General features: G+C 47.1%; 24 protein-coding genes and 1 pseudogene. 21 read left to right on the top strand and 4 right to left on the bottom strand.

The window, feature by feature from the left end:
- Positions 1–121 precede the first annotated feature (121 nt).
- Entirely contained in the window at positions 122–1,186 is a 1,065-nt protein-coding gene (locus IQ294_RS03005; RefSeq protein ID WP_203332525.1) for a CAP domain-containing protein, read from the top strand.
- Positions 1,187–1,192: 6 nt separating this feature from the next.
- Here the strand turns inward: IQ294_RS03005 and IQ294_RS03010 are convergent, their stop codons facing one another.
- A complete protein-coding gene (locus IQ294_RS03010; protein WP_203332526.1) occupies positions 1,193–1,675 on the bottom strand; it encodes a PaaI family thioesterase in 483 nt (160 codons plus the stop codon).
- Positions 1,676–1,748: 73 nt separating this feature from the next.
- On the opposite strand from IQ294_RS03010, the gene IQ294_RS03015 reads away from it, so the two are divergent.
- Positions 1,749–2,195 (top strand): YlbF family regulator, encoded by a 447-nt coding sequence (locus IQ294_RS03015; protein ID WP_203332746.1) that lies wholly within the window; start codon positions 1,749–1,751, stop codon positions 2,193–2,195.
- Between the two features lie 359 nt (positions 2,196–2,554).
- Here IQ294_RS03015 and IQ294_RS03020 read toward each other — a convergent pair whose 3' ends face one another.
- Positions 2,555–3,460, bottom strand: coding sequence for a glycerophosphodiester phosphodiesterase family protein (locus IQ294_RS03020; RefSeq protein ID WP_203332527.1), 906 nt, complete (start codon positions 3,458–3,460; stop codon positions 2,555–2,557).
- 161 nt (positions 3,461–3,621) lie between these two features.
- Between IQ294_RS03020 and IQ294_RS03025 the strand changes: the two genes are divergently transcribed.
- Positions 3,622–3,894, top strand: a complete 273-nt coding sequence (locus tag IQ294_RS03025) for a YlbG family protein (protein ID WP_033541048.1) — start codon at positions 3,622–3,624, stop codon at positions 3,892–3,894.
- Here IQ294_RS03025 and IQ294_RS03030 read toward each other — a convergent pair whose 3' ends face one another.
- Positions 3,895–4,275 (bottom strand): DUF7147 family protein, encoded by a 381-nt coding sequence (locus IQ294_RS03030; RefSeq protein WP_203332528.1) that lies wholly within the window; start codon positions 4,273–4,275, stop codon positions 3,895–3,897. It lies immediately after the preceding gene.
- Positions 4,276–4,357: 82 nt separating this feature from the next.
- Here IQ294_RS03030 and rsmD point away from each other — a divergent pair, with 82 nt between their 5' ends.
- From rsmD to IQ294_RS03045, 3 genes are read left to right on the top strand one after another with little or no spacing between them, the layout of a single operon-like run.
- Positions 4,358–4,933, top strand: coding sequence for a 16S rRNA (guanine(966)-N(2))-methyltransferase RsmD (gene rsmD / locus IQ294_RS03035; RefSeq protein WP_203332529.1), 576 nt, complete (start codon positions 4,358–4,360; stop codon positions 4,931–4,933).
- Positions 4,926–5,405, top strand: coding sequence for a pantetheine-phosphate adenylyltransferase (gene coaD / locus IQ294_RS03040; RefSeq protein WP_203332530.1), 480 nt, complete (start codon positions 4,926–4,928; stop codon positions 5,403–5,405). Before rsmD ends, coaD begins: the two co-directional genes overlap by 8 nt.
- Positions 5,406–5,461: 56 nt before the next feature.
- Positions 5,462–6,487, top strand: a complete 1,026-nt coding sequence (locus IQ294_RS03045) for a SepM family pheromone-processing serine protease (protein ID WP_203332531.1) — start codon at positions 5,462–5,464, stop codon at positions 6,485–6,487.
- Here the strand turns inward: IQ294_RS03045 and IQ294_RS03050 are convergent.
- Positions 6,460–7,674 (bottom strand): nucleotidyltransferase, encoded by a 1,215-nt coding sequence (locus IQ294_RS03050; RefSeq protein WP_203332532.1) that lies wholly within the window; start codon positions 7,672–7,674, stop codon positions 6,460–6,462. The genes IQ294_RS03045 and IQ294_RS03050 overlap by 28 nt on opposite strands.
- A gap of 127 nt (positions 7,675–7,801) precedes the next feature.
- On the opposite strand from IQ294_RS03050, the gene IQ294_RS03055 reads away from it, so the two are divergent.
- The 15 genes and pseudogenes from IQ294_RS03055 (at position 7,802) to murD (ending at position 22,607) form a co-directional block, all read left to right on the top strand.
- Complete coding sequence (locus tag IQ294_RS03055; RefSeq protein WP_203332533.1) at positions 7,802–8,335, top strand: YceD family protein; 534 nt, start codon at positions 7,802–7,804, stop codon at positions 8,333–8,335.
- 24 nt (positions 8,336–8,359) lie between these two features.
- On the top strand, positions 8,360–8,536 hold the full coding sequence (gene rpmF / locus IQ294_RS03060; protein WP_033541041.1) for a 50S ribosomal protein L32: 177 nt from the start codon (positions 8,360–8,362) through the stop codon (positions 8,534–8,536).
- Positions 8,537–8,803: 267 nt separating this feature from the next.
- Complete coding sequence (locus tag IQ294_RS03065) at positions 8,804–9,556, top strand: enoyl-CoA hydratase/isomerase family protein (RefSeq protein WP_203332534.1); 753 nt, start codon at positions 8,804–8,806, stop codon at positions 9,554–9,556.
- A 195-nt stretch (positions 9,557–9,751) separates the two neighbouring features.
- Positions 9,752–11,101: an acetyl-CoA carboxylase biotin carboxylase subunit gene (locus tag IQ294_RS03070; RefSeq protein ID WP_203332535.1), complete on the top strand. Its 1,350-nt coding sequence runs from the start codon at positions 9,752–9,754 to the stop codon at positions 11,099–11,101.
- Positions 11,098–11,313, top strand: coding sequence for an acyl-CoA carboxylase biotin carboxyl carrier protein subunit (locus IQ294_RS03075; RefSeq protein WP_203332536.1), 216 nt, complete (start codon positions 11,098–11,100; stop codon positions 11,311–11,313). Before IQ294_RS03070 ends, IQ294_RS03075 begins: the two co-directional genes overlap by 4 nt.
- Before the next feature lie 30 nt (positions 11,314–11,343).
- On the top strand, positions 11,344–12,894 hold the full coding sequence (locus tag IQ294_RS03080; RefSeq protein ID WP_203332537.1) for an acyl-CoA carboxylase subunit beta: 1,551 nt from the start codon (positions 11,344–11,346) through the stop codon (positions 12,892–12,894).
- 248 nt (positions 12,895–13,142) lie between these two features.
- Positions 13,143–14,003 carry a ketopantoate reductase family protein gene (locus IQ294_RS03085; protein ID WP_203332538.1) on the top strand — a complete coding sequence of 287 codons (861 nt, stop codon included), beginning with the start codon at positions 13,143–13,145 and terminating at the stop codon, positions 14,001–14,003.
- Positions 14,003–14,383 (top strand): DUF3397 family protein, encoded by a 381-nt coding sequence (locus IQ294_RS03090; RefSeq protein ID WP_238942639.1) that lies wholly within the window; start codon positions 14,003–14,005, stop codon positions 14,381–14,383. Before IQ294_RS03085 ends, IQ294_RS03090 begins: the two co-directional genes overlap by 1 nt.
- A gap of 145 nt (positions 14,384–14,528) precedes the next feature.
- A pseudogene (gene bshC / locus IQ294_RS03095) lies at positions 14,529–16,105 on the top strand (bacillithiol biosynthesis cysteine-adding enzyme BshC).
- A 148-nt stretch (positions 16,106–16,253) separates the two neighbouring features.
- A complete protein-coding gene (gene mraZ, locus IQ294_RS03100) occupies positions 16,254–16,685 on the top strand; it encodes a division/cell wall cluster transcriptional repressor MraZ (protein ID WP_203332748.1) in 432 nt (143 codons plus the stop codon).
- 21 nt (positions 16,686–16,706) lie between these two features.
- Entirely contained in the window at positions 16,707–17,645 is a 939-nt protein-coding gene (rsmH, locus tag IQ294_RS03105) for a 16S rRNA (cytosine(1402)-N(4))-methyltransferase RsmH (RefSeq protein WP_203332539.1), read from the top strand.
- 11 nt (positions 17,646–17,656) lie between these two features.
- Positions 17,657–18,019, top strand: coding sequence for a cell division protein FtsL (gene ftsL / locus IQ294_RS03110; RefSeq protein WP_203332540.1), 363 nt, complete (start codon positions 17,657–17,659; stop codon positions 18,017–18,019).
- The gene (locus tag IQ294_RS03115) at positions 18,016–20,253 is read left to right on the top strand and encodes a penicillin-binding transpeptidase domain-containing protein (protein ID WP_203332541.1); all 2,238 of its coding nucleotides are present in this window, start codon (positions 18,016–18,018) and stop codon (positions 20,251–20,253) included. Before ftsL ends, IQ294_RS03115 begins: the two co-directional genes overlap by 4 nt.
- 23 nt (positions 20,254–20,276) lie before the next feature.
- Positions 20,277–21,245, top strand: coding sequence for a phospho-N-acetylmuramoyl-pentapeptide-transferase (gene mraY / locus IQ294_RS03120; protein ID WP_238942598.1), 969 nt, complete (start codon positions 20,277–20,279; stop codon positions 21,243–21,245).
- Complete coding sequence (gene murD, locus IQ294_RS03125; protein ID WP_203332542.1) at positions 21,246–22,607, top strand: UDP-N-acetylmuramoyl-L-alanine--D-glutamate ligase; 1,362 nt, start codon at positions 21,246–21,248, stop codon at positions 22,605–22,607. It begins immediately after the preceding gene.
- Positions 22,608–22,736 lie beyond the last annotated feature (129 nt).

Here is a 22,736-nt window from a genome sequence, read left to right on the forward strand (position 1 = left end):
AAAAACTGACTCAATGCTCCTTTAATAATAGATGAAATTCCCGCTTGTTGCAATGGCTAGATTGTGTCAGTATAGAGGCGGCTGTTATAATTGATAAAAAGAGAGAAAGAGGGGGATACGATTGAAGAACTTAATGCGGATTATGATTTTTCTTTCCATTATCCTCATTACATTCTTTTATTTTGATTCATCGATCAATGAGAATGATATTCTGGAAGCTCCACGTAAAGCAGACCCATTGCCTGCTGAGCAAATCATAGAAAAACCACTGGAAGTTGAACGTCCGGCAGAAGGTGTATCTGTCTATATAGGCGGGCCCTCCCAGGACTGGATCGATGATTACGGCCAACCCGCACGCATCGAACCTTCAGCATTCGGATATGAATGGTGGATTTATAATCAGTCCTATTCCAATTATAAGATGGTCGGCGTAAAAGATCAGAAAATCGTACAAGTCTATACAGCAGGCACTGCTACGGATGCAGCACCGTATACAATCGGCCAGCCGGCAGACGAGCTGTATCGATTTACTATCATAGACAACGAAATCACAGCAAAACTTGGAAATAATATCTATACTTTCAATCTAAGCGGAGAAGACCGTGAAACGCGTCTATTGGTCCGTTTCGAAGATATCTATGCCCAGCTGTATATGGACTCGAAAGATGGCATATTGGAAGCTGTCCGCTTCATGGATGCAGAAACATTAGTGCGCCACCAACCGTACGATATGATGTATGCCGGTGATTTGCTGGTTCCGATTACACCGTCATCCGCACTGCAGGCTTCCATCGATAAGGCCAATGCGCAGCAGGTGATCGATTTGACGAATGTCTATCGCCTGCATCATCAGCGGTTGCCCTTAAGTGTCAATCCATCAGTCGGCATGATTGCGCAGAAACACAGCCGCAATGTGGCACGCCAACAATTTGAGACTGATAACAGCGAACCTGAAAGCCTGGAAGAACGGCTGGAATCTTCCCGGATCGTCTACGAGGAAGCCGCAGAAAATACGGCTTCACAATATTTTGACGCAGCTGAAGCTGTCAATGGCTGGGTCAATTCCGATGAGCACCGGGATACGTTCTATTCCAGCCGGTTCAACCAGCTGGGAGTCGGCGTTTTCGGGAAATATTATACACAGAGCTTTTTACGCCAAAAACCGGCACAGGCCGAAAAAAATTAGCGGGGGTCATGCTTTCGGGACGATGAAAAATGAACCGGTGGAAGTAGCGATATGCTTGCCCCCTGATTCGAAAATATTGCCTTCGATTACCATCGTATGACGGCCCTGCCGAATGATTCTTGCCTCGGCCTTGATGGTTTCTTCTGTGGCAACAGTCAGGTAATGGATTGCCAGATTGGTGGTCACTGCGCCAAAACCTTCGGGGCATTTACTGTTAGCGAGCGTCCCCATTGCGGTATCAAGGAGTACGGCGAGAATGCCTCCATGAGGGATGTCGATCGTGTTATGGATGAACGGGGTATTGGGAATGCTGACTGACCAGGTGTCATTTTGCTGCTCCCTTGTCATGCCAAGTGCGGCGCTTAAATAAGTAGTGAATGCTCCGGCCTGTTTCTTTTCGAGATTTTCAAGAAACTCGGAGAGGATCCTGATATCTTCCGGTGAACCGTTCTCAATGATCTTTTCGAACTGGATTGATAAATCCTTCATGATGACAACCCTTTCCTATGTATGAATATGGATGTAAATTTGTTATAATTGAACCGTTGAGGAGGTAATGGATGTGTTAATGACCTACGAATGGGTTCAAATTACTGACTCTGCTGAAGAGTTAAGTAGAATGATACTACAATCAGAGCAGGCTGAGCAATATCGTCAAGCTTACCATGCTGTTTACAATAATAAAGTACTGGCTGACGAAATTGCAGCGTTCGCCCGTTTGAAAGAGCTATATGAAGAGGTGCAGCGCTTCGGCAAGTATCACCCTGATTATAAAGAAGTGATGAAAAGGATCCGTGTCGACAAACGGAATCTGGATCTGAATGAGCAGGTTGCTGAACTGAGGCTTGCGGAAAATGAAATGCAGGACCTGATCGATCAGGTTAGCTTCATCATTGGCCGTTCCGTCTCAGAAGCAGTCAAGATCCCTTCAAGCAATCCTTTCTTTTCTTCAGATTCCTCCTGTGGTGGAAGCTGTGGAACAGGCGGCGGCTGTTCCTGCTCAGCCTAAAAGAAAAAGACGGAGAAAAAGCACTTTGCTTTTTCTCCGTCTTTTTTTGTTTCTATATAGGTTGAATTAAAGAATCCAATAAATATGCCGCTTCGGCGCTTTGGACGGTGCAAAGATTATGCTCCACCGCTACGCTCGTCGCAAAGGCGACGCCACCTGCGTTTGGCGTACCTTGCCTCCCACGATAAGCCGAGAAGAACACTCGTCTTATTGCCCGGTCGGCATTCGCCTGCTCCTGAGCCGCGCCTTCAGCTAGAGAAAACTCTCTAGATATGGAGTAAAACAGCGAAGACGCCCCCGGCAAGCGAGCAGTTTTGCGGAATATCGACTACTAAAAATTGTCAGTTCAAAGTATATATTTATTTTCCTTCTTTTATTGCTTCAGCTGCAAGATCAGGACGGTTCGTAATGATGCCTTTTGCACCGGCTCCGATCAACGTGCGCATCAATTCAGGATCATCGATCGTCCAGTAGTGGACTGGTACGTTCAGATTGCCTAGAAACGCGATGAAACGGGGTGACACAAGATTGAATACGGACGAGCGCAGCGGAATCTGGAACATATCTGCCCGCGGCTTATATAGATGGCCGAATTGGCTGTTGAAGGCGGTGTATGCTTTTCGGATTTCGTTTTCGCCGGCACCCAGGGCAACACGGTTTTGTGCATACAGGTTGAAGCGGTCGATCTGTTCGTCAAAGAAACTGGTGACGCCGACACGGTCTTCTGCACCGGCGGCTTCAATCAGACGCCATAATTTTGAAGGCATCAGGCTGCCTTCGTATGTCTCGGGTGAATCTTTCATATCGATATTGATATACATTTCCGGGAAGGCTTCCAGTAATTCGCGCAGGCTGACTACTTTCTCATTTTTGCCCCGATAGGAATTTTTTCCTTCAAGGTCTGTAAAATGATAGCCGAGGTCGAATGTACGAAGCTTATCAAGCGAATAATCCGCTACTTTTCCGGCTCCGTCCGTTGTCCGATCGATAAATTCATCATGGAAGACGATCAACTCTTCGTCGCTTGTCAGGCGGATATCAATTTCAAATCCATCAACCCCGAAGGATTCGGCCATCTTGAATGCCGCCATTGTATTTTCAGGCGCAAGAGCGGAAGCGCCGCGATGTGCAAGGATAACCGGGCGATCATATTCAATTGCAACTTTCTTCTGGCGAGGCTGCGCTGTTGCCAAAGCTTTCGATCCTGCCCAGGCAGCTGCGCCGACTGCCGCCGCCGCTATACCGATTTTCGTTTTTTTACCCATGGCTGTGTAACCCCCTTGTATAGTAACGCTAAAGTCATTATATCGGATTTTAAAATGCATTGTCAGTTAATTGTTCTGTGATGGCTGTAAGTTCCCATAATCGCGGTTGCGGCTCTTTTCTTTCCTATGGTATTCTAGAAGCTAAGAAAAGAGGGATGGCTATGCATGATCGCCAGGGACTCATTGTCTATGTGCATCATTTGAAACAGGCAAAATCATTGCGTAAATATGGACATGTTCATTTCATTTCGAGGAAATTGAAATATGTTGTGCTATATATGGACCAGGATGTTATCGAAACGACGAAAGCCAAATTACTGAAATTGCCTTATGTCAAACAAGTGCTGGAATCCCAGCGGCCTTTCATCAAGACGGAATATGAAAACGCCAAACCCGATAAAGCCAAAGAATACGATTATAAAATCGGTCTTTGATCATTGCATCGGTGGGATATAGTGATTAAGGCGCAGGACCGAGATCAGGTGGCTGAAATAGAATTTCCGGTCGGCATAGACGCTTGAATGCTTGACGTCCATATGGATGGCCACAGCTCCAAGCTCCTCGACCGCCGATTCGAATAACGCCAGGCGTTTCGAGTCCGCCGGTATGCCTTCACGGCATATGTAAATAGGCATGAAATTGCCTTCTGCTGCTGGTTTGAAGGCAGCTGCTACCGATAATACAGGTTTTCCATCCATGTCTTTAGAAGTGAATACAAAACCGTGCATAAAACGGCTGCGGTTGGAATTCATCAACTCGCGGAGTTCATAAATGTCTCCGTAACCTTCTCCAAGCTCTACAAATCGCTGGATCATTTTAACACGTCCTTTCCAGTAACCATTCTACCATTTAAAGGGTGGATTGCATCAATAAAATATATCACTGGGAGGCATGAATATGCGCGTAGTGGCAGGGAAAGCCAAAGGGTTGCCGTTAAAAGCGGTTCCCGGTGACTCTACAAGACCGACGACAGATAAAGTGAAAGAATCCGTATTCAATATGATCGGCCCATTTTTCGACGGGGGCAATGCACTTGACCTGTTTGCCGGAAGCGGCGGTCTCGGCATCGAAGCATTGAGCCGGGGCATCGACAAGACCGTTTTTATCGACAAGGATGGGAAAGCGGTGGAAACGATCCGCGCAAATCTGGAGAAGACCCGCTTATCTGGACAGGCGGAAGTCTACCGTAATGACGCAAAACGGGCGGTCAAGATCCTTAGGAAAAATGAATTTCAGGCGCGTCTGCTGTTTTTGGATCCGCCCTACCAGAATGCGGAAGCTTATGGTCTCATGGATTTTGCTGCAGAAACGGGAATTCTGACGGATGATTCGATTGTTGTCTGCGAACACGATAAAGGCGTCAAGCTGGCAGACCGGACCAAATATTTCGAACGCTACAAACATGAAAATTACGGCGGTATCTCCATTTCGATTTATCGCTATACAGGGGAAGAGGGAGAAACCAGTGAGTAAGATAGCTGTAGTGCCAGGAAGTTTCGATCCGATAACGATGGGGCATCTGGATATCATCAAAAGGGCATCCAAGATTTTCGATGAAGTGAAAGTGGTGGTCATGAATAATTCTTCGAAAAATCCGCTCTTTAATATAGAAGAAAGAATTGCGTTGATTTCCGAAGTGACCGATTCGATTCCGAATGCCACAGTCGATTCATTTGGCGGCTTATTGATCGATTATGCAGTCGAAGTAGAGGCAAATGCCATCATCCGTGGTCTTCGTGCTGTATCGGATTTTGAATACGAAATGCAGATCACGTCCATGAACCGTTTCCTTAACGAAGATATCGAAACGCTCTTCATGATATCGAACAACCAATATTCTTTCCTCAGCTCGAGCATCGTCAAAGAAGTAGCCAAATACGGGGGGAATATTTCCGGACTGGTGCCTGCAGCTGTTGAAAAGGCATTAAGGAAAAAATTCGATTAAGTCACGTTTTGCGTGGCTTTTTTGTTATTCAGTTTTAAATAAGCGAGGGTTCGTCCATGAAAAACAAGAAATTGGTCTTTTATCTCATACTTATCGGCATCATTGTATTCATTTCCTATTTTCCGATGGACAGTTATGTGACACGTCCAGGCAGTGCTTATGAGCTGTCTCCGTTAGTTGAAGTCGAGAACGGGGATATGGATGATGAAGGGACCTTCAGCCTGATGACTGTGTCGATGCTGAACGCCACCCCTGCAATCTATTTATATGCCCAGTTCAAGGACGGCTATAAGGTGCTGCGGCCTGAACAAGTGCGCAGTCCCCACGAAACGGATGAAGAGTATAACGTCCGTCAGCTGAAATTGATGTCAGATTCGCAGATCAACGCACTGAAAGCGGCTTTCGAAACGGCGGAGCTGCCTTATGACATTGAAACGGCCGGTGTATTCGTCCTGAATGTGCTGGAAGGCGGGGCTGCAGATGGCATTTTGTCTCCCGGTGACCGTGTGCTGTCGATCGATGGCAATAAATTCGAGACCCAGCAGAATTTCATCGATTATCTTTCCGGCAAACAAAATGGGGACGCAGTGGAGTTGGTTATTGAACGGAAAGAAAGGGAAATGATCGAGACGATCGCCCTTCAGCCGCTTCCGTCTGATCCGGAGCGGGTTGGGCTTGGTATCTCATTCGTGGAAGACAGGAAAATTACCACAGAGCCTGAAGTGACGATTGATTCGGAACAGATTGGCGGTCCTTCAGCGGGACTGATGTTCACGCTGGAAATCATCAACCAGCTGCTGGAGGAAGATCTCTCAAAAGGCTATGACATAGCCGGTACGGGTACGATGGAAAGTGAAGGGGAAGTTGGGCGTATTGGCGGTATCGACCAGAAAGTGATGGCGGCGGATAAAGATGATATGGATATTTTCTTTGCTCCTTACGACGGAGAGGCAGATAATGCGGAGAGCAATTATGGACTGGCGGTCCAGACTGCAGAAAAAATCGGCACGGATATGGAAATCGTGCCGGTAAAAACACTGCAGGATGCGCTTGATTATCTGGAAGGTCTTCCGCAAAAATAAATCGGGGGAGTCGTAAATTCTTTTTTAAGATTATGCGCGCCGAGACCCAGTAGGTATAGATTGCTTGCGTGAATATCAAGTTTGCCCATGTTGTCCGCCAAATCTGCTGCGCGGCTGATGACGGGCAGGCTGATATTCTTTTTTTGTGCATTCAAGTAACTGCGGCCCTTGTCTGTCATGCCAAGCAGGCGGAGATAGGTAGGCTGATCAAACGATTTTAACTGCTGCCATGTAAAGCCGGTGAAAATGTGGGTCAGCATACGCTGAATGCGGGTGCGGGTAAATCGCTTGGATTTGATGCGGGCAAGAAATGGTTCGAAATCCTGTTCTTTGGCGGCCGCTTCGAAAATCAGATTTTCAATTCCTTCTGTCACTTCTGCGAATTGACGGAGCCTTTCTGGACGATCGCGCAATATGATGAATCGCAGCATCGGATAGAAAGTTTCCCAGCTGCCGAAACCGCCATATTGATCTTTAAAATCTGTCAGTGCCTTCATTGACGAAGCCGGAAGGTAGGAGGACAATCCGTCAAGGGAACCACCTTCAAAAAAGGCTTTCCTTATGCCGGTGGCGCTGGCAATCGACAAACCTTCCGTAATCGGGTCGTGATAGCCTGAGCCGATGCGCTGGATGGTGAGCGGCTGCATGGACGATGAAATCCGGTCGGCTGCTTCCATATAATGATAGCCTAATATATTATTCGGTTGGGTGAGGTCTGCATAGCCCTCCAGCCCTCCTGTAAGCGCCTGGTAAGCGCTGTTCAGTGCTTTGGGATAACTTATGCCGGATTGGACGGCTTCGCGGATAGCGTGCTGGTAGAGCTCGTTTTTGGCCACCAGCAGCTGCCGTGTATTCAGAAAAGGTTCGATGGCTCCCTGTTCACTGCCGAAACAGAACGATTCGCACCCGATCGCGTCGAGCAGAGCAATCGCGCCTTTTGCGAAATCAGATGCCTGGGCAGTGGCATAAACGTACGGCAATTCAAGGACGATGTCGACGCCGCCGGCTAAAGCCATTTCAGTGCGTTTCCATTTATCGGCGAATGCCGGCTCCCCCCGCTGGAGAAACTGCCCGCTCATGACAGCGATAATGGTATCGGCGCCTGAACTTTCTTTGGCACTCCGGGTATGGTGTAGATGTCCGTTGTGAAATGGGTTATATTCGACTACGATGCCTGCAGCTTTCATTCGTACAGCTCCTTTGGTAAACTTAAGTCTAAGTATAACGATGTTGGGAATCGTGTGACAAGATTTTTTCTTGACATCTTTTTCTGCTCATTATATAATCAACTTTGTTGTCTTGAGGTGATTACTTATGAAAATAGCGATTCAACAGCTTCAAAAGCATCGCAGAGACGGGATGAAGATCGACCAGATGGTCAATCTTGAAGATGTGAAAAAACGCAATAGCGATATTCGCGAAGTCTCACCCATCCACGTCACAGGACATTGTACTATTGGTTCGCAGCAACTCACGTGCCAGCTTCAGCTCAAAGGTATGTTAATATTACCTTGCGCACGGACTTGGGAAGATGTCGAGTTCCCGATAGACATTGAATCGGTGGAAATCTTCACTTGGTCAGAACATGGCCTTGGAGATAAAGATGATAACGTTCACAGAGTCGAAACGGAAACGATTGATTTCCAGCCAGTCCTCGAAGAACTTATCCTTCTGGAAATACCGATGCAGGTCTTCAAGGAAGATGCCGATCAAGCCGTCATCAAAGGCGGCGAAGAATGGTCATATTCGACAGACGAAGAAGTTCAGGCGGAGAAAGAAGAAGCACAACCAAAACCGGATCCAAGACTTGCTGATTTAGCAAAGTATTTCGATCAGTCAGATGAATAGAATCACTGTAAGGAGGTGTCACCAATGGCTGTACCGTTCAGAAGAACGTCCAAAACCGTTAAGAGAAAACGCCGTACGCATTTCAAATTGTCCGTGCCGGGCATGGTAACTTGCCCAAGCTGTGGCGAATCGAAATTGGCTCACCACGTCTGCAAAGCATGTGGATCATACAAAGGGAAAGAAGTAGTAGCAAGCAAATAAAACAGTATTTGCTGCTGAAAGGCTATTGAGGGGCCATGGCCCTCGATAGCCTTTTTCTCTATACATAATTATTATATTATTCTCATTCAATAAATAACTTCAGTATACCGCTTCGTCGCTTTGGACCAGGTTCCCACAATAAGCCGAGAAGACCACTCGTCTTATTGCTCCACCCGGTCCTGAGCCGCTCCGGCGCTGGAATGAACTCTGAAGATATGGAGCAAAACAGCGAAGATGGTTACTGACACACTCACGAGGTGAATTGAAATGGCTTATACAATAGAAACAAAAGAAGAGGTCATGACCTTTACAATCGACCGGCCTGAAATCCGCAATGCGATCAATGAGGAAGTCATGCACGGCTTCGAGGAGCTGGTCGAACGGGCAACAACTGAACTGCCGAGGCTTGTTATCATTACAGCGGCCGGTGACAGAGCATTTTGCTCCGGCGGCGACCTGTCCGTTTTTCATGCCCTTGAGACTGAAGACGAAGCCTATCCGATGCTGAAACGGATGGGCGATGTGCTTTATAAGATCAAAACATTGCCGGTTCCTGTTGCTGCGCTTGTAAATGGCACGGCAGTAGGCGGCGGCTGTGAAATAGCTACGGCCTGCGATTACCGGCTCGTCCGCAGCCACGTGCGTGCGGGTTTCATTCAGGGAACACTGGCCATCACCAGTGGCTGGGGAGGCGGCACGTACCTTTTTGAAGCGCTTCAGCATGACCATGCTTTGAAGATGCTCAGTGAGGCCCGCCTTTATACGGCGGAAGAACTGCTGGAAAACGGTTGGGCGACCGCCATTATCCGTGAAGATGGAGATATTGAAGATTTTATTGCCTCATTTCAAAATGTTCTTCCTGAGGTGCATCGTGCCTATAAGGAAATAGCAGTAAGAAAATGGCACGGGGCGAATCTTAAGGAACGTGTGGAAGCTGAAATCTGGCGCTGCGCCCAGTTGTGGGCAAGCAAAGCCCATCATGAAGCTGTAGCAAGATTCCTTGAAAAATCCAAAAAATAATATCAGCCGAACCTGCCGCTTACTGAGTGGCAGGTTTTTCTTTGATTAATATTAACAATAATAAATCAGCCTAAGATCGATACAAAAGAATAACCGATGCCCGTATATTCAGAAATTTTTTCAGCCAATAGTTGAAATCGCTTACAAATATCATATAGACTATAGAAGGGAGAAAACATAGGGGGTATTTCTGATATGAAAAAAATCCTGATTGCAAACCGGGGAGAAATTGCGCGTCGCATTATCCGTACATGTGAACGCCTCGGTATTGAAACTGTTGCAATCCACTCGGAGGCAGATGGGGATCTGCCTTATGCGAAAGAAGCGACAGAAGCTGTGCTGATCGGGCCAAATCCGGTTGTGCAGTCCTATTTACAGGCAGATAAAATACTTGAAGCGGCGAAACAGCATAATGTGGATGCGATCCATCCCGGTTATGGGCTGTTGTCCGAAAATGCAGGATTTGCACGTAAAGTAAAAGAAGCAGGTTTTATTTTCATCGGTCCGGACAGTGATATCATCGACATGATGGGGGATAAGATCGAATCCCGCCGCGCCATGATCAAAGCAGGCGTGCCGGTTGTTCCGGGCACAGAAGAAGGTGTCGCGTCCTTGGAGGAAGCGATTGAAGAAGCGGCTAAAATCGGTTATCCGCTGATGTTGAAAGCAAGTGGAGGCGGTGGCGGAATCGGAATGGTGCGCTGTGAAAGTGAGCAAGCGCTCAGTCAGCAATTCGATTCAGTCAAAAACCGTGCCAAAGCTTATTTCGGCAACGATGTGGTCTATCTCGAAAAGTTCATCGCGGATGCACGCCATATCGAAGTCCAGATCTTCGGCGATTCCCACGGCAATATCGTGCATCTTTTCGAACGTAATTGTTCCGTTCAGCGCCGTAATCAGAAAGTGATTGAAGAATCACCTTCTCCGCATCTGCCGCAGGAAGTGCGTGAGCGTTTATGCGAAGCTGCCATCCGTGCCGGTAAGGCAGTCGGATACAGCAACGCCGGAACCGTTGAATTCATCGTTGACCAGTCAAATGAGTTTTATTTCCTGGAGATGAACACACGGCTGCAGGTGGAGCATCCGGTTACGGAAGAAGTGACGGGACTCGATTTGGTTGAATGGCAGATCGACGTTGCGAGAGGCGGAAGGTTGCCTTTGCAGGAGACGATCACTTCAAAAGGGCATGCGATTGAATACCGTATTTACGCAGAAGATCCTAAAACGTTCTTCCCGTCGCCCGGTAAATTGGATAAAATTGTATGGGGGGAAGAGGCGCGGATTGAAACCGGTTATGAGGAAGGCAACTCCGTAACGCCTTTTTATGACCCGATGATCTCAAAAGTGATCATTACCGGGGACAACCGGATCGACGCCCTGGCAAAATCCCAGAAATTCTTTGCTCATACTTCAATCGACGGGGTAAAAACGAACATTCCATTGTTCAGGGAATTTATCGAATCACAGGAATTCATCTCAGGGGAATATGCGACAGCTGTATTGCCGAAATGGATGGAAAAATCAAAGGAGGAGAAAACAGTATGAAAGAACTTAAAGCGACAATGGCAGGAACAGTATTGAATGTAATGGTAGGGGAAGGCGACGCAGTTTCAGCGGGCCAGGCAATTTTGACGATCGAATCAATGAAAATGGAAATCCCGGTCGAAGCGGAATTTTCAGGGTCAGTGGAGAAAGTGAATGTGGAAGTCGGCGGTTTTGTTAACGAAGGCGATACATTGGTAACTTTGGCAGAGTAATTTCAGCAACGAGCAAAGGGGATGGGCATGATGACCAAAACAACTGAAACAATGGGGTATAATGAACGGCTCGAAGAAAAGCTGGCGAAAATCTTTGCCGGTGGGGCACCGAAATATCATGAAAAAATGAAAGAGAGCAACAAGCTGTTCGTCCGCGACCGCTTGAAACTGCTTTTCGATGATGAAAAATACGTGGAAGACGGCCGCTTTGCGAATGTTGAAGCGGAAGGCCTTCCGGCTGATGGCGTTGTGACGGCAATCGGCAAAGTCAATGGCCAGACGGTTTGTGTCATGGCCAACGATTCGACTGTCAAAGCCGGATCGTGGGGTTCACGGACGGTGGAGAAAATCATCCGCATCCAGGAAACGGCTGAAAAAATGCAGGTTCCGATGCTGTATTTGGTCGATTCCGCTGGAGCACGCATCACAGACCAGCTGGATATGTTCCCGAACCGCAGAGGGGCAGGGAAGATTTTCCACAATCAAGTAAGGATGTCCGGCATGGTGCCGCAGGTCTGCCTGTTATTCGGACCATCAGCTGCAGGCGGAGCTTACATACCAGCCTTCTGTGATATCGTCATCATGGTTGAAGGAAATGCTTCGATGTATCTTGGCTCTCCGCGCATGGCGGAAAAAGTCATCGGTGAAAAAGTGACGCTTGAAGAAATGGGCGGCGCACGCATGCACTGTACCGTAAGTGGTGTTGGCGATGTGCTTGTATCAACAGAAGAGGAAGCAATTTCAGAAGCCCGACGCTACTTGACGAATTTCCCGGCTAATTTCGCTGTGAAACCGGAAAACATTGAAGCGAAGGCTGCCAAAGCAGGGCGTTCACTGGAAGCGATCATTCCTGAAAACCAAAATGCGCCATTTGATATGTATGAATTGATCGATCAGCTGATTGATGAAGGATCGTTCTTTGATATCAAAAAACTTTTCGCACCGGAATTGATCACTGGACTTGCCCGCATTGACGGACAGGTAGTCGGGATCCTTGCCAACCAGCCGAAAGTGAAAGGCGGCGTATTATTCGGGGATTCTGCGGATAAAGGCGCGAAATTCATCACTCTCTGTGATGCATTCTCGATCCCGCTCCTCTTCCTTGCAGATGTACCCGGATTCATGATCGGCACAAAAGTTGAACGGGCGGGCATCATCCGCCACGGGGCAAAATTCATCGCAGCCATGAGCTCTGCGACTGTGCCGAAAATTTCGGTCATCGTCCGTAAAGCGTACGGTGCCGGATTATATGCCATGGCAGGTCCTGCATTCGAACCGGACGTCTGCATCGCCCTCCCGACAGCGCAAATCGCTGTCATGGGACCGGAGGCTGCGGTAAACGCAGTCTACTCGAATAAAATCGAAGCGATCGAAGACCCGAAAGAGCGCTTGAAATATGTACAGGAAAAACATCAGGAGTATAAAGAGGAGATCGATATCTATAAACTGGCTTCTGAACTCATCATCGATGAAATCGTAGCGCCATCCGATCTCCGTGAAGTCCTGTCGCAGCGTCTGGCATTCTACGAAACAAAAGATATGCCGCTGCCGTATCGAAAACATGCGGTCACTCCTGTATAATGGATAATATGGATGTGAAGTCTGCCTTGCCGGCAGGCTTCTTTTTTAAAACTACATATCAAGGGAATAGCATAAATATACCGCTTCGGCGCTAGAGAAGTCTCTAGAGATATGGAGCAAACCAGCGAAGACTCCTTGAGGAGAAAGCCCCCCGGAAAGCGAAGCTGTTTTGCGGAATATCGGTTACTATACTTATTTATTCATTTAATTTATCTTTATACATGGTTTATTAATATGGGAGGGATATCATGAATTTTGCGATCGTAGGCGCAGGTGCGGTGGGTATGCTAACTGCTTCTTTACTTAAGGAAGCGGGTTGCGGCGTCCGGTTGATCACCCGGAGGCCGGAACAGGCAGAGCGCATCAATGCAGAAGGCATCAGCAGGGACGGCAAAGTCCAATACATACAAGCTTCCAGCGGATGGGAGTCGATTCCATCGAATGCGTTTATCTTCGTCACTGTAAAATATGGCCAGCTGCCGGAAGTCATTGAGAAGCTCAAAAGCAATTGCCTGGCCAATCCAATCGTTTTTCTGCAAAACGGGATGATGCATCTGGAAATGCTCCGCCATCTTCCGCAGAAGAATATAGCTGCCGGTGTCGTTGAACACGGTGCATTGAAAGAGGGCGACACCCATGTCCGCCATACAGGCAAAGGAACATACAGGCTGGCGCTTCTTGCAGGCGATGAAGAGCGTTTTCTTCCCTTGCTGAACATCAACGGAGTCGGTTGTGAATGGCAGGAAGATGCGGATCGGCTGCTGTTCCGGAAAGTGCTGCTGAATTGCCTGATTAATCCGCTGACAGCGTTGCTGTCGATTAAAAACGGTGAGCTGCTCAGCAACGTGCATGCCTATGAATTATTAAAGAATGTTTATACGGAATTGTATTCCGCATTCCCGGAAATTGATGCGCTGCTGCCGTTTGAACAGGTTACAACCTTATGTGCCTCTACTGCCGGCAACACTTCATCAATGCTTGCTGATAAATTGGCTGGGCGTAAAATGGAATTGGATACGATCCTGTTATATACCATCAAGCGCTCCCGCTATACACTGCCGACCTTACAGACTTTCTATCATCTATTGAAGGCGGTTGAAGAAGAGTGATGAACATCCTTCAAAATATGGGCGCGGTCTTGGTGTTTGCGCCATTTCTTGCATTTATCCTATTATTATTTGCCAGCCGTAAAAGACTGAAAAAAAGAGCCATCGGGTTTTCGGCCGACCTGACCACCTTTCTTTTATTTCTGTCAGTCCCGGTGTCGGTCGATGCTTTATGGGGTATACAGATTTCTTTCGGCCTGTATGTGGCAGCGATCCTGATCGCCATCATCCTTCTTGTGATGGAATGGAAAGGATCTAAAGAAATCGAAGTGCTCAAGTATATCCGGAAAACGTGGCGACTTTACTTTTTATTATTATCATCTTCGTATATCCTCATATGGGTTGCGGGCCTAGCATTGACCGTCATCAGTTTTACTGGATGACAGTCGATGCTTTTTTGAATGCTTTTATCAGGCTGATTTTTTTAAAACCGATGCCGGGTCTGATATAGTAGGTGTTATGTAATGGGAAAAGGGGATTCGTAAGATGAAATTAGCAGAACAATTCGTATCGCCTACAAGCGATTTGATGAATGATTACATAAACGGCGAAGAAAAGCTGCGCCGCTATTTTTCGTACAGCCCGGATCAGGCATCATTTGCTGCGAGACAGCAAAAACTCCGGGAACATAAGGTCGACCGCAAAGATCTAAGTTCCATCATCCGCAGCTATATGGAGCCGTTCGGCATATCCGAAAAAGCCGAGCAGCATCTGAAGGATTTCACCGATGGAGCATCCGTGGTGATTACAGGTCAGCAGGCGGGTCTTTTGACGGGTCCGTTGTATACGGTCCATAAAGCCATATCGGCTATCCTTCTCGCAGAAGAGGCCAGCCGGCAGCTTGGCGAAAAAGTGATTCCAGTATTTTGGATTGCCGGAGAAGACCATGATCTCGCAGAAATCAGCCATCTGTACCGTGAAGTGAACGGGCGGGTTGAAAAGCTCAATTTCCCGCATGCGGAATACGGCAAGAAAACAGCGTCCACTGCACAACTCAATAAGACGGAAATCGAAAGCTTTCTTTCGGAATACTTTAGAAGCCTGCCGGAAACTGTCCATTCCAAAGAGTTGCAGCAACTATTATTCGGTTTTTAGAAACGGCTGAAACCTTTACAGAGTTCTTTTCAGTCATGCTTAATCACTTTTTCAAAAAAACGGGATTACTGTTCATTGACGCAGCTTTTTCTGGCTTAAGAAGATATGAATCGGAATATTTTGTGCAGCTGATCGAGCAGGCGCAGGGAATCGCTGAACGTGTTCACGGAGCGGAAGCGGAATTGATTGCCATGGGTTATAATGCGCCGCTTTCAGCAGAAACTGACGCAGCCAATCTGTTCATCACGGTGAAAGAAGAGCGCATCCTGTTGAAAAGGGAAGGCGATGAATTTATCGGCAATAATGGCAGCGTCCGTTTCAGCAGGAATGAACTGCTGGCCATTGCAAAGAATAATCCTGAAATCCTAAGTAATAACGTAGTGACACGGCCTTTGATGCAGGAAATGGTATTTCCGGTACTGGCTTTCGTCGGCGGGCCTGGGGAAATCGCCTATTGGGCTGTGTTTAAAAGTGCTTTTGAATTGATGGGGATGGAAATGCCGGTCATCATGCCCCGTTTGGGAATGACCCTTGTCAACCGCCGCGTCCAGGTGCTGTTTGAAAAATACAGCCTGACTTTTAAAGATTTGGTGGTTGATCGAAAAGCACTCCAGCTGAAAGCGGACCTGCTGGATAGCGTAAGGGAAAAAGAAGCGGAACAGATGGTCGAGGACCTGGTGAAGAAACTGGAGCGGGATTATGCAGAGATTCAAACCGTGTTCACCGAAATCAGTAAAGGATTGACACCTTTGGTGGAAAAGAATCTGCAATTTCACTTGAAACAGCTTAACTTCCTGAAGCATAAACTGGAAGACGAAGTGGTGCTTCAAAACAGTGTGCAATTCGGGCATTATGATTACCTTGAAAACGAATTGATTCCAAATGGCACGCCCCAGGAACGAATTTATAATCCGATTCCTTATCTGAATGAGTATGGACCGGATTTAATCGACAAATTATTGGACCTTGAGTTGAAATATGACAAAAATCATAAAATCATCTATTTTTAATGCTGAAAAGCCTGCTGTAGCAGGCTTTTTTTTGTTTCAATAAGTTCATTTGAGACATGTGTTTGTAACATACATGAAATATTTCAAAAACAAGTGGTGGGAAGTGGGGGATTGTGGTACATTAATTACAATAAGCGGGGTGAAGGGTATGTTCATGGGCGAATATCAACATAGCGTTGATTCAAAGGGACGATTGATCGTTCCGGCTAAATTTCGTGAACTTCTGGGAGATAATTTTGTTATCACCAGAGGCCTGGACCAATGCTTATTTGGATACACGATGGATGAATGGCAGAAGATCGAAGAGAAGTTGAAAGAACTTCCTGTCACCAAAAAAGACGCCCGGGCATTTACCCGCTTCTTCTTTTCAGGAGCCACGGAAGTGGAACTGGATAAGCAAGGACGCGTCAACATCCCATCAACTTTGGTGTCTTATGCAAAGCTCGAAAAGGAATGCATCATTCTGGGAGTTTCCAACCGCTTTGAAATCTGGGCGAAAGATTCCTGGGAAGAATATTTTGCAGCTTCTGAAGACTCGTTTAACGACATCGCAGAAAACCTAGTGGATTTTGACTTTTAAATTAGAAACGGAGGGAATGGATTGTTCAACCACACCACGGTTTTACTCCATGAGACTGTCGATGGACTGAACATTCGTCCTGACGGCATATATGTGGACTGCACTTTAGGAGGCGCAGGACACAGTGAGTATCTGGTCCGTCAGCTTTCCGATGAAGGCCATCTGTATTGTTTCGATCAGGATGAAACAGCTATCGGCCATGCGAAGGAAAAGCTGAAAGACTATGTACATAGAATTACGTTTATCCATGCCAACTTCAAAGATCTTAAAAATGAACTTGAACAGCGGGGCATTGAAAAAGTTGATGGGATCCTATACGACCTAGGCGTTTCATCTCCACAGCTGGACACTCCTGAGCGCGGCTTCAGTTACCATAATGATGCACCGCTTGATATGAGGATGGACCAAAGTGCCCCACTCAGCGCTTATGAAGTGGTAAATGAATGGGCTTTCGAAGAGCTGGTCCGCATTTTCTACCGTTACGGTGAAGAAAAATTTTCCAAGCAGATTGCCCGGAAAATTGAAGCCGCACGGGAAAAGGCACCGATTGAAACAACCGGCCAATTAGTTGAATGCATTAAAGAAGGCATACCGGCATTCGCAAGAAGAACTGGAGGCCATCCAGCCAAACGCGTTTTCCAGGCCATTCGGATTGCAGTTAACGATGAACTCGGCGCAGCCGAAACTTCGCTGCAGGATGCTATCACGCTGCTTGCTCCTAAAGGGCGGATCAGTGTCATCACTTTCCATTCACTGGAAGACCGCATTTGCAAAACGATTTTTAAAGAAGCTTCGTCGCTTCCGGAATTGCCGCCGAACTTCCCGGTTATTCCGACAGGACAAGAACCTTTATTGAAACTTATTACCCGGAAGCCGATCCTCCCGAGCGAAGAGGAATTGGAACATAATAATCGGTCACGGTCAGCGAAATTAAGGATTGCAGAAAAAATTAGAGAATAGGACGTGTTTTTATGGCGTTGAATGCAAGAAAAGAGACTTATATCCAACAGCCGGCCGTTCCTCACACTCCGAGTCACCAGCCGGGCAGAAAAAAAGCCCTCATTACAAAAGGGGAAAAGGTTTTGTATCTATCTTTCTTGGCTGTATTCGTAATGTGCGCATTGCTGGTTCTTCAAAATCAAGCCACAATTCAGGCTACCACCCATGAAATTCAGACAATTGAAAATGATATCAGTGAAATCCAGAGACAAAATACCGATTTGACAGTGCAAGTAAGCGAACTTTCTACATATGAGCGCATTTGGGCAAAAGCCAAAGAGCTGGGCCTTACAATGAAGGATGAAAATGTAAAAGTAGTGGTGCCTGGACAATGAAGAAGAAGTTTCGATTTCAATGGGGAGCCTTTCTGCTGTTTTTAGTTTTCGCAGGGCTCTTTTTCCTTTTATTGGCAAGAATTGTCAGTATTCAGGCAACTGGACAGGTCGAAGGTCAGGAGTTGGCTGCAAAAGCTGCAGCCAAATATAGCCAGGAAGAAGTGCTTACGGCGGAACGGGGAAAAATTCTCGACCGCAGCGGTGAAGTCATAGCAGAAGATACGCTTTCCTATAAACTCGTTGCTGTTCTGGATGAATCGGCTACCCAAAAAGCTGATGATCCGCGCCACGTGATAGATATTGGCCAGACTGCAGACGTTCTGTCGGAATACATCAGCCTGTCCAGAGAAGAGATTTACGATATTCTGCAAAAAGGGCAGGCAGAAGACCGCTACCAGGTCGAATTCGGCTCGGCAGGGCGTGAAATCAGCCATACGGAAATGCTGGAGATGAAAGAAAGGGAATTGCCCGGTCTCCTGTATGTCCGCAATCTAAAAAGACTTTATCCAAATGGAGTATTTGCCTCCCACTTAATCGGTTTTGCGATGAAAGAGGAGCTGGAAGACGGCGAGATGGCCACCAAAGGGAAAATGGGGCTTGAATTGATCTACGATGATATTCTGACGGGTGAAAACGGTAAAATGCAATTCGATACGGACAGATGGGGCTTTTTGCTGCCGAATAGCGAAACAGCCGTTACACCGGCAGTGGATGGCTCGGATATCAAGCTTACGCTGGATAAGACATTGGAGAACTTTTTGGAAGATGCCATGTCTTCCGTACAGGACAAATATAATCCGAAACGGATGATCGCTCTGATAGCGAATCCGAAAACCGGAGAATTACTTGGGATGTCACAGCGCCCTTCATTTAATCCGAATACACGCGAAGGTCTATCTGAAAACTGGCTTAACGAAAGCATTCAGTTGACGATCGAACCGGGGTCGCCGATGAAGATGTTCACGCTGGCGGCTGCTGTCGAAGAAGGGAAGTGGGATTCGAATGCCACTTACCAATCGGGGTCCTACCAATTCGGCAGTTCAACAATCGGAGATTATAACGGCAGGCAAGGGTGGGGCACGATCACTTTCCTGGAAGGTTTTCAGCGCTCGTCCAACGTAGCGATGGCCTATCTACTTGAACGCATCGGACCTGACATCTTCATGGATTATATCGATGCATTCGGCTTTGGCCATAAAACGGGCATCGATCTTCCCGGCGAATCAGCAGGAAAAATTCTTAAAGAACGCGACATTAATAAATTGACGATGACATTCGGCCAGGGCTCAACGGTGACTCCGATACAGTTGATCCAGGCCACTACGGCTTTCGCTAATGATGGTGTCATGATGAAACCGTATATTATCGATGAAATAAAAAATCCGGATACGGGTGAAGTGACACAGAAAGGTGAACCTGAAGAAGCGGGTCAGCCGATTTCAGCTGAAACGGCGAAAATCGTTCGGGAAATCATGGCCTCTACGGTGACGGATGAGAATGGTTCAGCGAAACGTTTTGCGTTGCAGGATTATACAGTTGCAGGTAAAACAGGAACGGCACAGATTCCTGGTGAAAATGGCAGATATATGACCGGCAAAGACAATTACCTGTTCTCTTTTGTCGGCATGGCGCCTGCCGAAGATCCGGAACTGATCATGTATGTCGGTGTTCAGCAGCCTCAGATGGAAGTGACGGGACATGGTTCTCAACCCGTCGCGGAGATCTTCACATCTGTAATGGAAAATGGATTGAAATATATGAATATCGAACCGGAAGAAACTGAGGATACACCAACAGTGGAACTCGGTGATTATATCGGCAGGTCTTCTGCAGAAGTGGCTTCAGAACTTCAATCGCAGAATGTCAACGCCGTTATAACCGGAAGTGCGGGAGCGGTTACTGCACAATACCCTGAACAAGGGCAGGTCATAGTGGCGGGAGCAACAGTGATCCTTCAAAGTGAAGGAGAAGCCGTACTGCCTGATTTCACAGGCTGGTCCAAGCGGGAATTGCTTGCATTTCAGACGCTCAGCGGATTATCATTGGAAATTGTGGGGCAGGGATACGCTGTAAATCAGAGTTTATCCGCCGGATCTGCTTTGACTGACGGTGAACCGGTTGTCGTCAGGCTGCAGACACCTGCTGATTCGTATAAGGTGCAGATGACGGACGGCCCTGAAGGCATACCTGAAGAAAATACCGATGAAATCATTATAGAAGACACATCTGAATAGGAAGATGTTTAAAGGAGATAATTATGGACGTTTATTTATTTATCGGATTTGGAATTGCTTTACTGCTCTCTGCTGGATTGATGCCGGTTTTCATCCCGTTGCTGCAACGGATGAAATTTGGCCAGAGCATTCGGCAGGAAGGACCTGAATCACATATGAAGAAAACAGGCACCCCGACAATGGGCGGCCTTGTTTTCCTCATTTCCATTATATTGACAGCTCTAGGCGTGGCCGCTTTCACGGACATGCTGACAGTGGAATTGTCGATCCTTCTGATTGTGCTGTTCGGCTACGGATTGATCGGGTTTTTGGATGATTTTATCAAAGTGGTATTAAAAAGAAACCTGGGTTTGACTTCTCTGCAAAAACTGATCGGACAGATTGTTATAGCCGTCATATCATTCCTGCTGCTGGGAATGATCGAATTTGATACCGGGTTATTCATTCCATTCACTTCCATTTCCATCGATCTGTCAGTTGTATATGTATTGTTCATCATTTTCTGGCTGGTGGGATTCTCGAACGCAGTCAATTTGACTGACGGTCTGGATGGATTAGTGGCAGGTACAGCATCCATCGCTTTCGCGGCATTCGGACTGATAGCCATCAAACAGGATCAGGACGCAATTGCGCTGTTCACATTCATCGTGGCGGGCGCATTGATCGGATTCCTGATTTTCAATAAATACCCGGCAAAAGTATTCATGGGTGACACGGGATCACTGGCTCTCGGTGGCGCACTTGCCATGGTTTCAATCCTGCTGAAACAGGAATTGCTGCTTCTGTTGATCGGATTGGTTTTTGTCATCGAAACAGCTTCCGTTATTTTGCAGGTCGGCAGCTTTAAGTTAAGGAAAAAACGGATTTTCAAGATGAGTCCGATCCATCACCATTTTGAATTGAGCGGATGGTCTGAATGGAAAGTGGTAACGGTATTTTGGCTTGCAGGTTTAATTGCCGCAGCAATTGCCGTTCTTCTGGAGGTGTTATAGATGAAAGACGCAGCACAGCTTCATCAAAAGAAGGTCCTTGTTTTGGGTCTGGCGAAAAGCGGATTTACAGCTGCCCGTCTCTTACATAAGATCGGCGCATTTGTCACAGTGAATGATTCTAAGCCATTTGAAGAAAATCCTGATGCCCAGGAATTATTGAATCTGGGTGTGACGGTCATATGCGGCCGCCATCCGGAAGATTTACTGGATGAAGGCTTTGAACTGCTGGTGAAGAATCCTGGGATCCCTTATTCAAACCCAATTATTCAATCAGCGCAGGAAAAAGGAATTCCAATCTGGACGGAAGTAGAACTTGCTTACCTCATAAGCGAAGCTCCTTTTATCGGAATAACAGGGTCGAATGGGAAAACGACAACGACGACTTTACTGTTCCATATGCTCCATCAGGATGAAAAGAAACCATTGATCGCCGGCAACATCGGAACAGTGGCAAGCGGCGTCGCTGAACATGCGGAACCCGAAAATGTCATTGTGACAGAATTATCGTCATTTCAGCTGAAAGGGACGGAGTTGTTCCGCCCGCATATCGCTATTGTCACCAATCTCTACGAGGCCCATCTCGATTATCATGGGTCACTGGAAGATTATGAAATGTCCAAGATGAAATTGACACAGAATCAGACAGCGGACGACTATTTCATCTATAATGCCGACCAGCCGCATTTGGCTGCTTATGCCCAGAAATGCAAAGCGAAACTCATCCCTTTTACATTGAAAGGGAAGACGGAAGACAGCATCAGTGCAGATGACGAATTTATCTATTGGCAAGGAAAAGAATTAATCGAGCGCTCGAAAGTTCTCCTCGGCGGCCAGCATAATCTCGAAAACATTCTTGCAGCATCGGCCGCAGCCCTCCTTTGGGGCGGTACGGAAGAAACCATCATCCGGGTGTTGACGTCATTTACTGGAGTCAAGCACCGTTCTCAATTCGTCACGAATTGGAAAGGGCGGAATTTCTATAACGATTCCAAAGCGACGAACGCACTGGCTACGAAAAGCGCGTTGGAAGCTTTTCCGGGGAATATTGTGCTATTGGCGGGCGGACTTGAACGGAATCATTCGCTTGAAGAGCTTCGGCCCTATATGAACCGGGTGAAAGCGCTTGTAACATTCGGTGAAACTTCCGACCGATTCGAGCGGTTTGCAAATGAATGCGGTGTAGCCGCAGTGGAAAAAGTCACGGATATGTCCACGGCAGTTGAAACAGCCGTGAATCATTCAGCCGAAGGCGATACGATCCTCCTGTCACCGGCATGTGCCAGCTGGGATCAATATGACAATTTCGAAATACGCGGAGACGCCTTCATCGATGCAGTCAGAAAAGTGACTGAGGAACAATGAAAGCGAAGGCGCCCTTAGTCATTACCGGCAAGACCGAAGCGGCTCGAGGGACTGGGCAGCCGGAGTCTGGATAGATAAAAGCGAAGGTGCCCGTTAAACGTGGAAGTCTGAACAAACGAGAAAGGAGCA

Origin of the sequence: Planococcus beigongshangi, assembly GCF_016820495.1 — a bacterium.
Classification (GTDB): domain Bacteria; phylum Bacillota; class Bacilli; order Bacillales_A; family Planococcaceae; genus Planococcus; species Planococcus beigongshangi.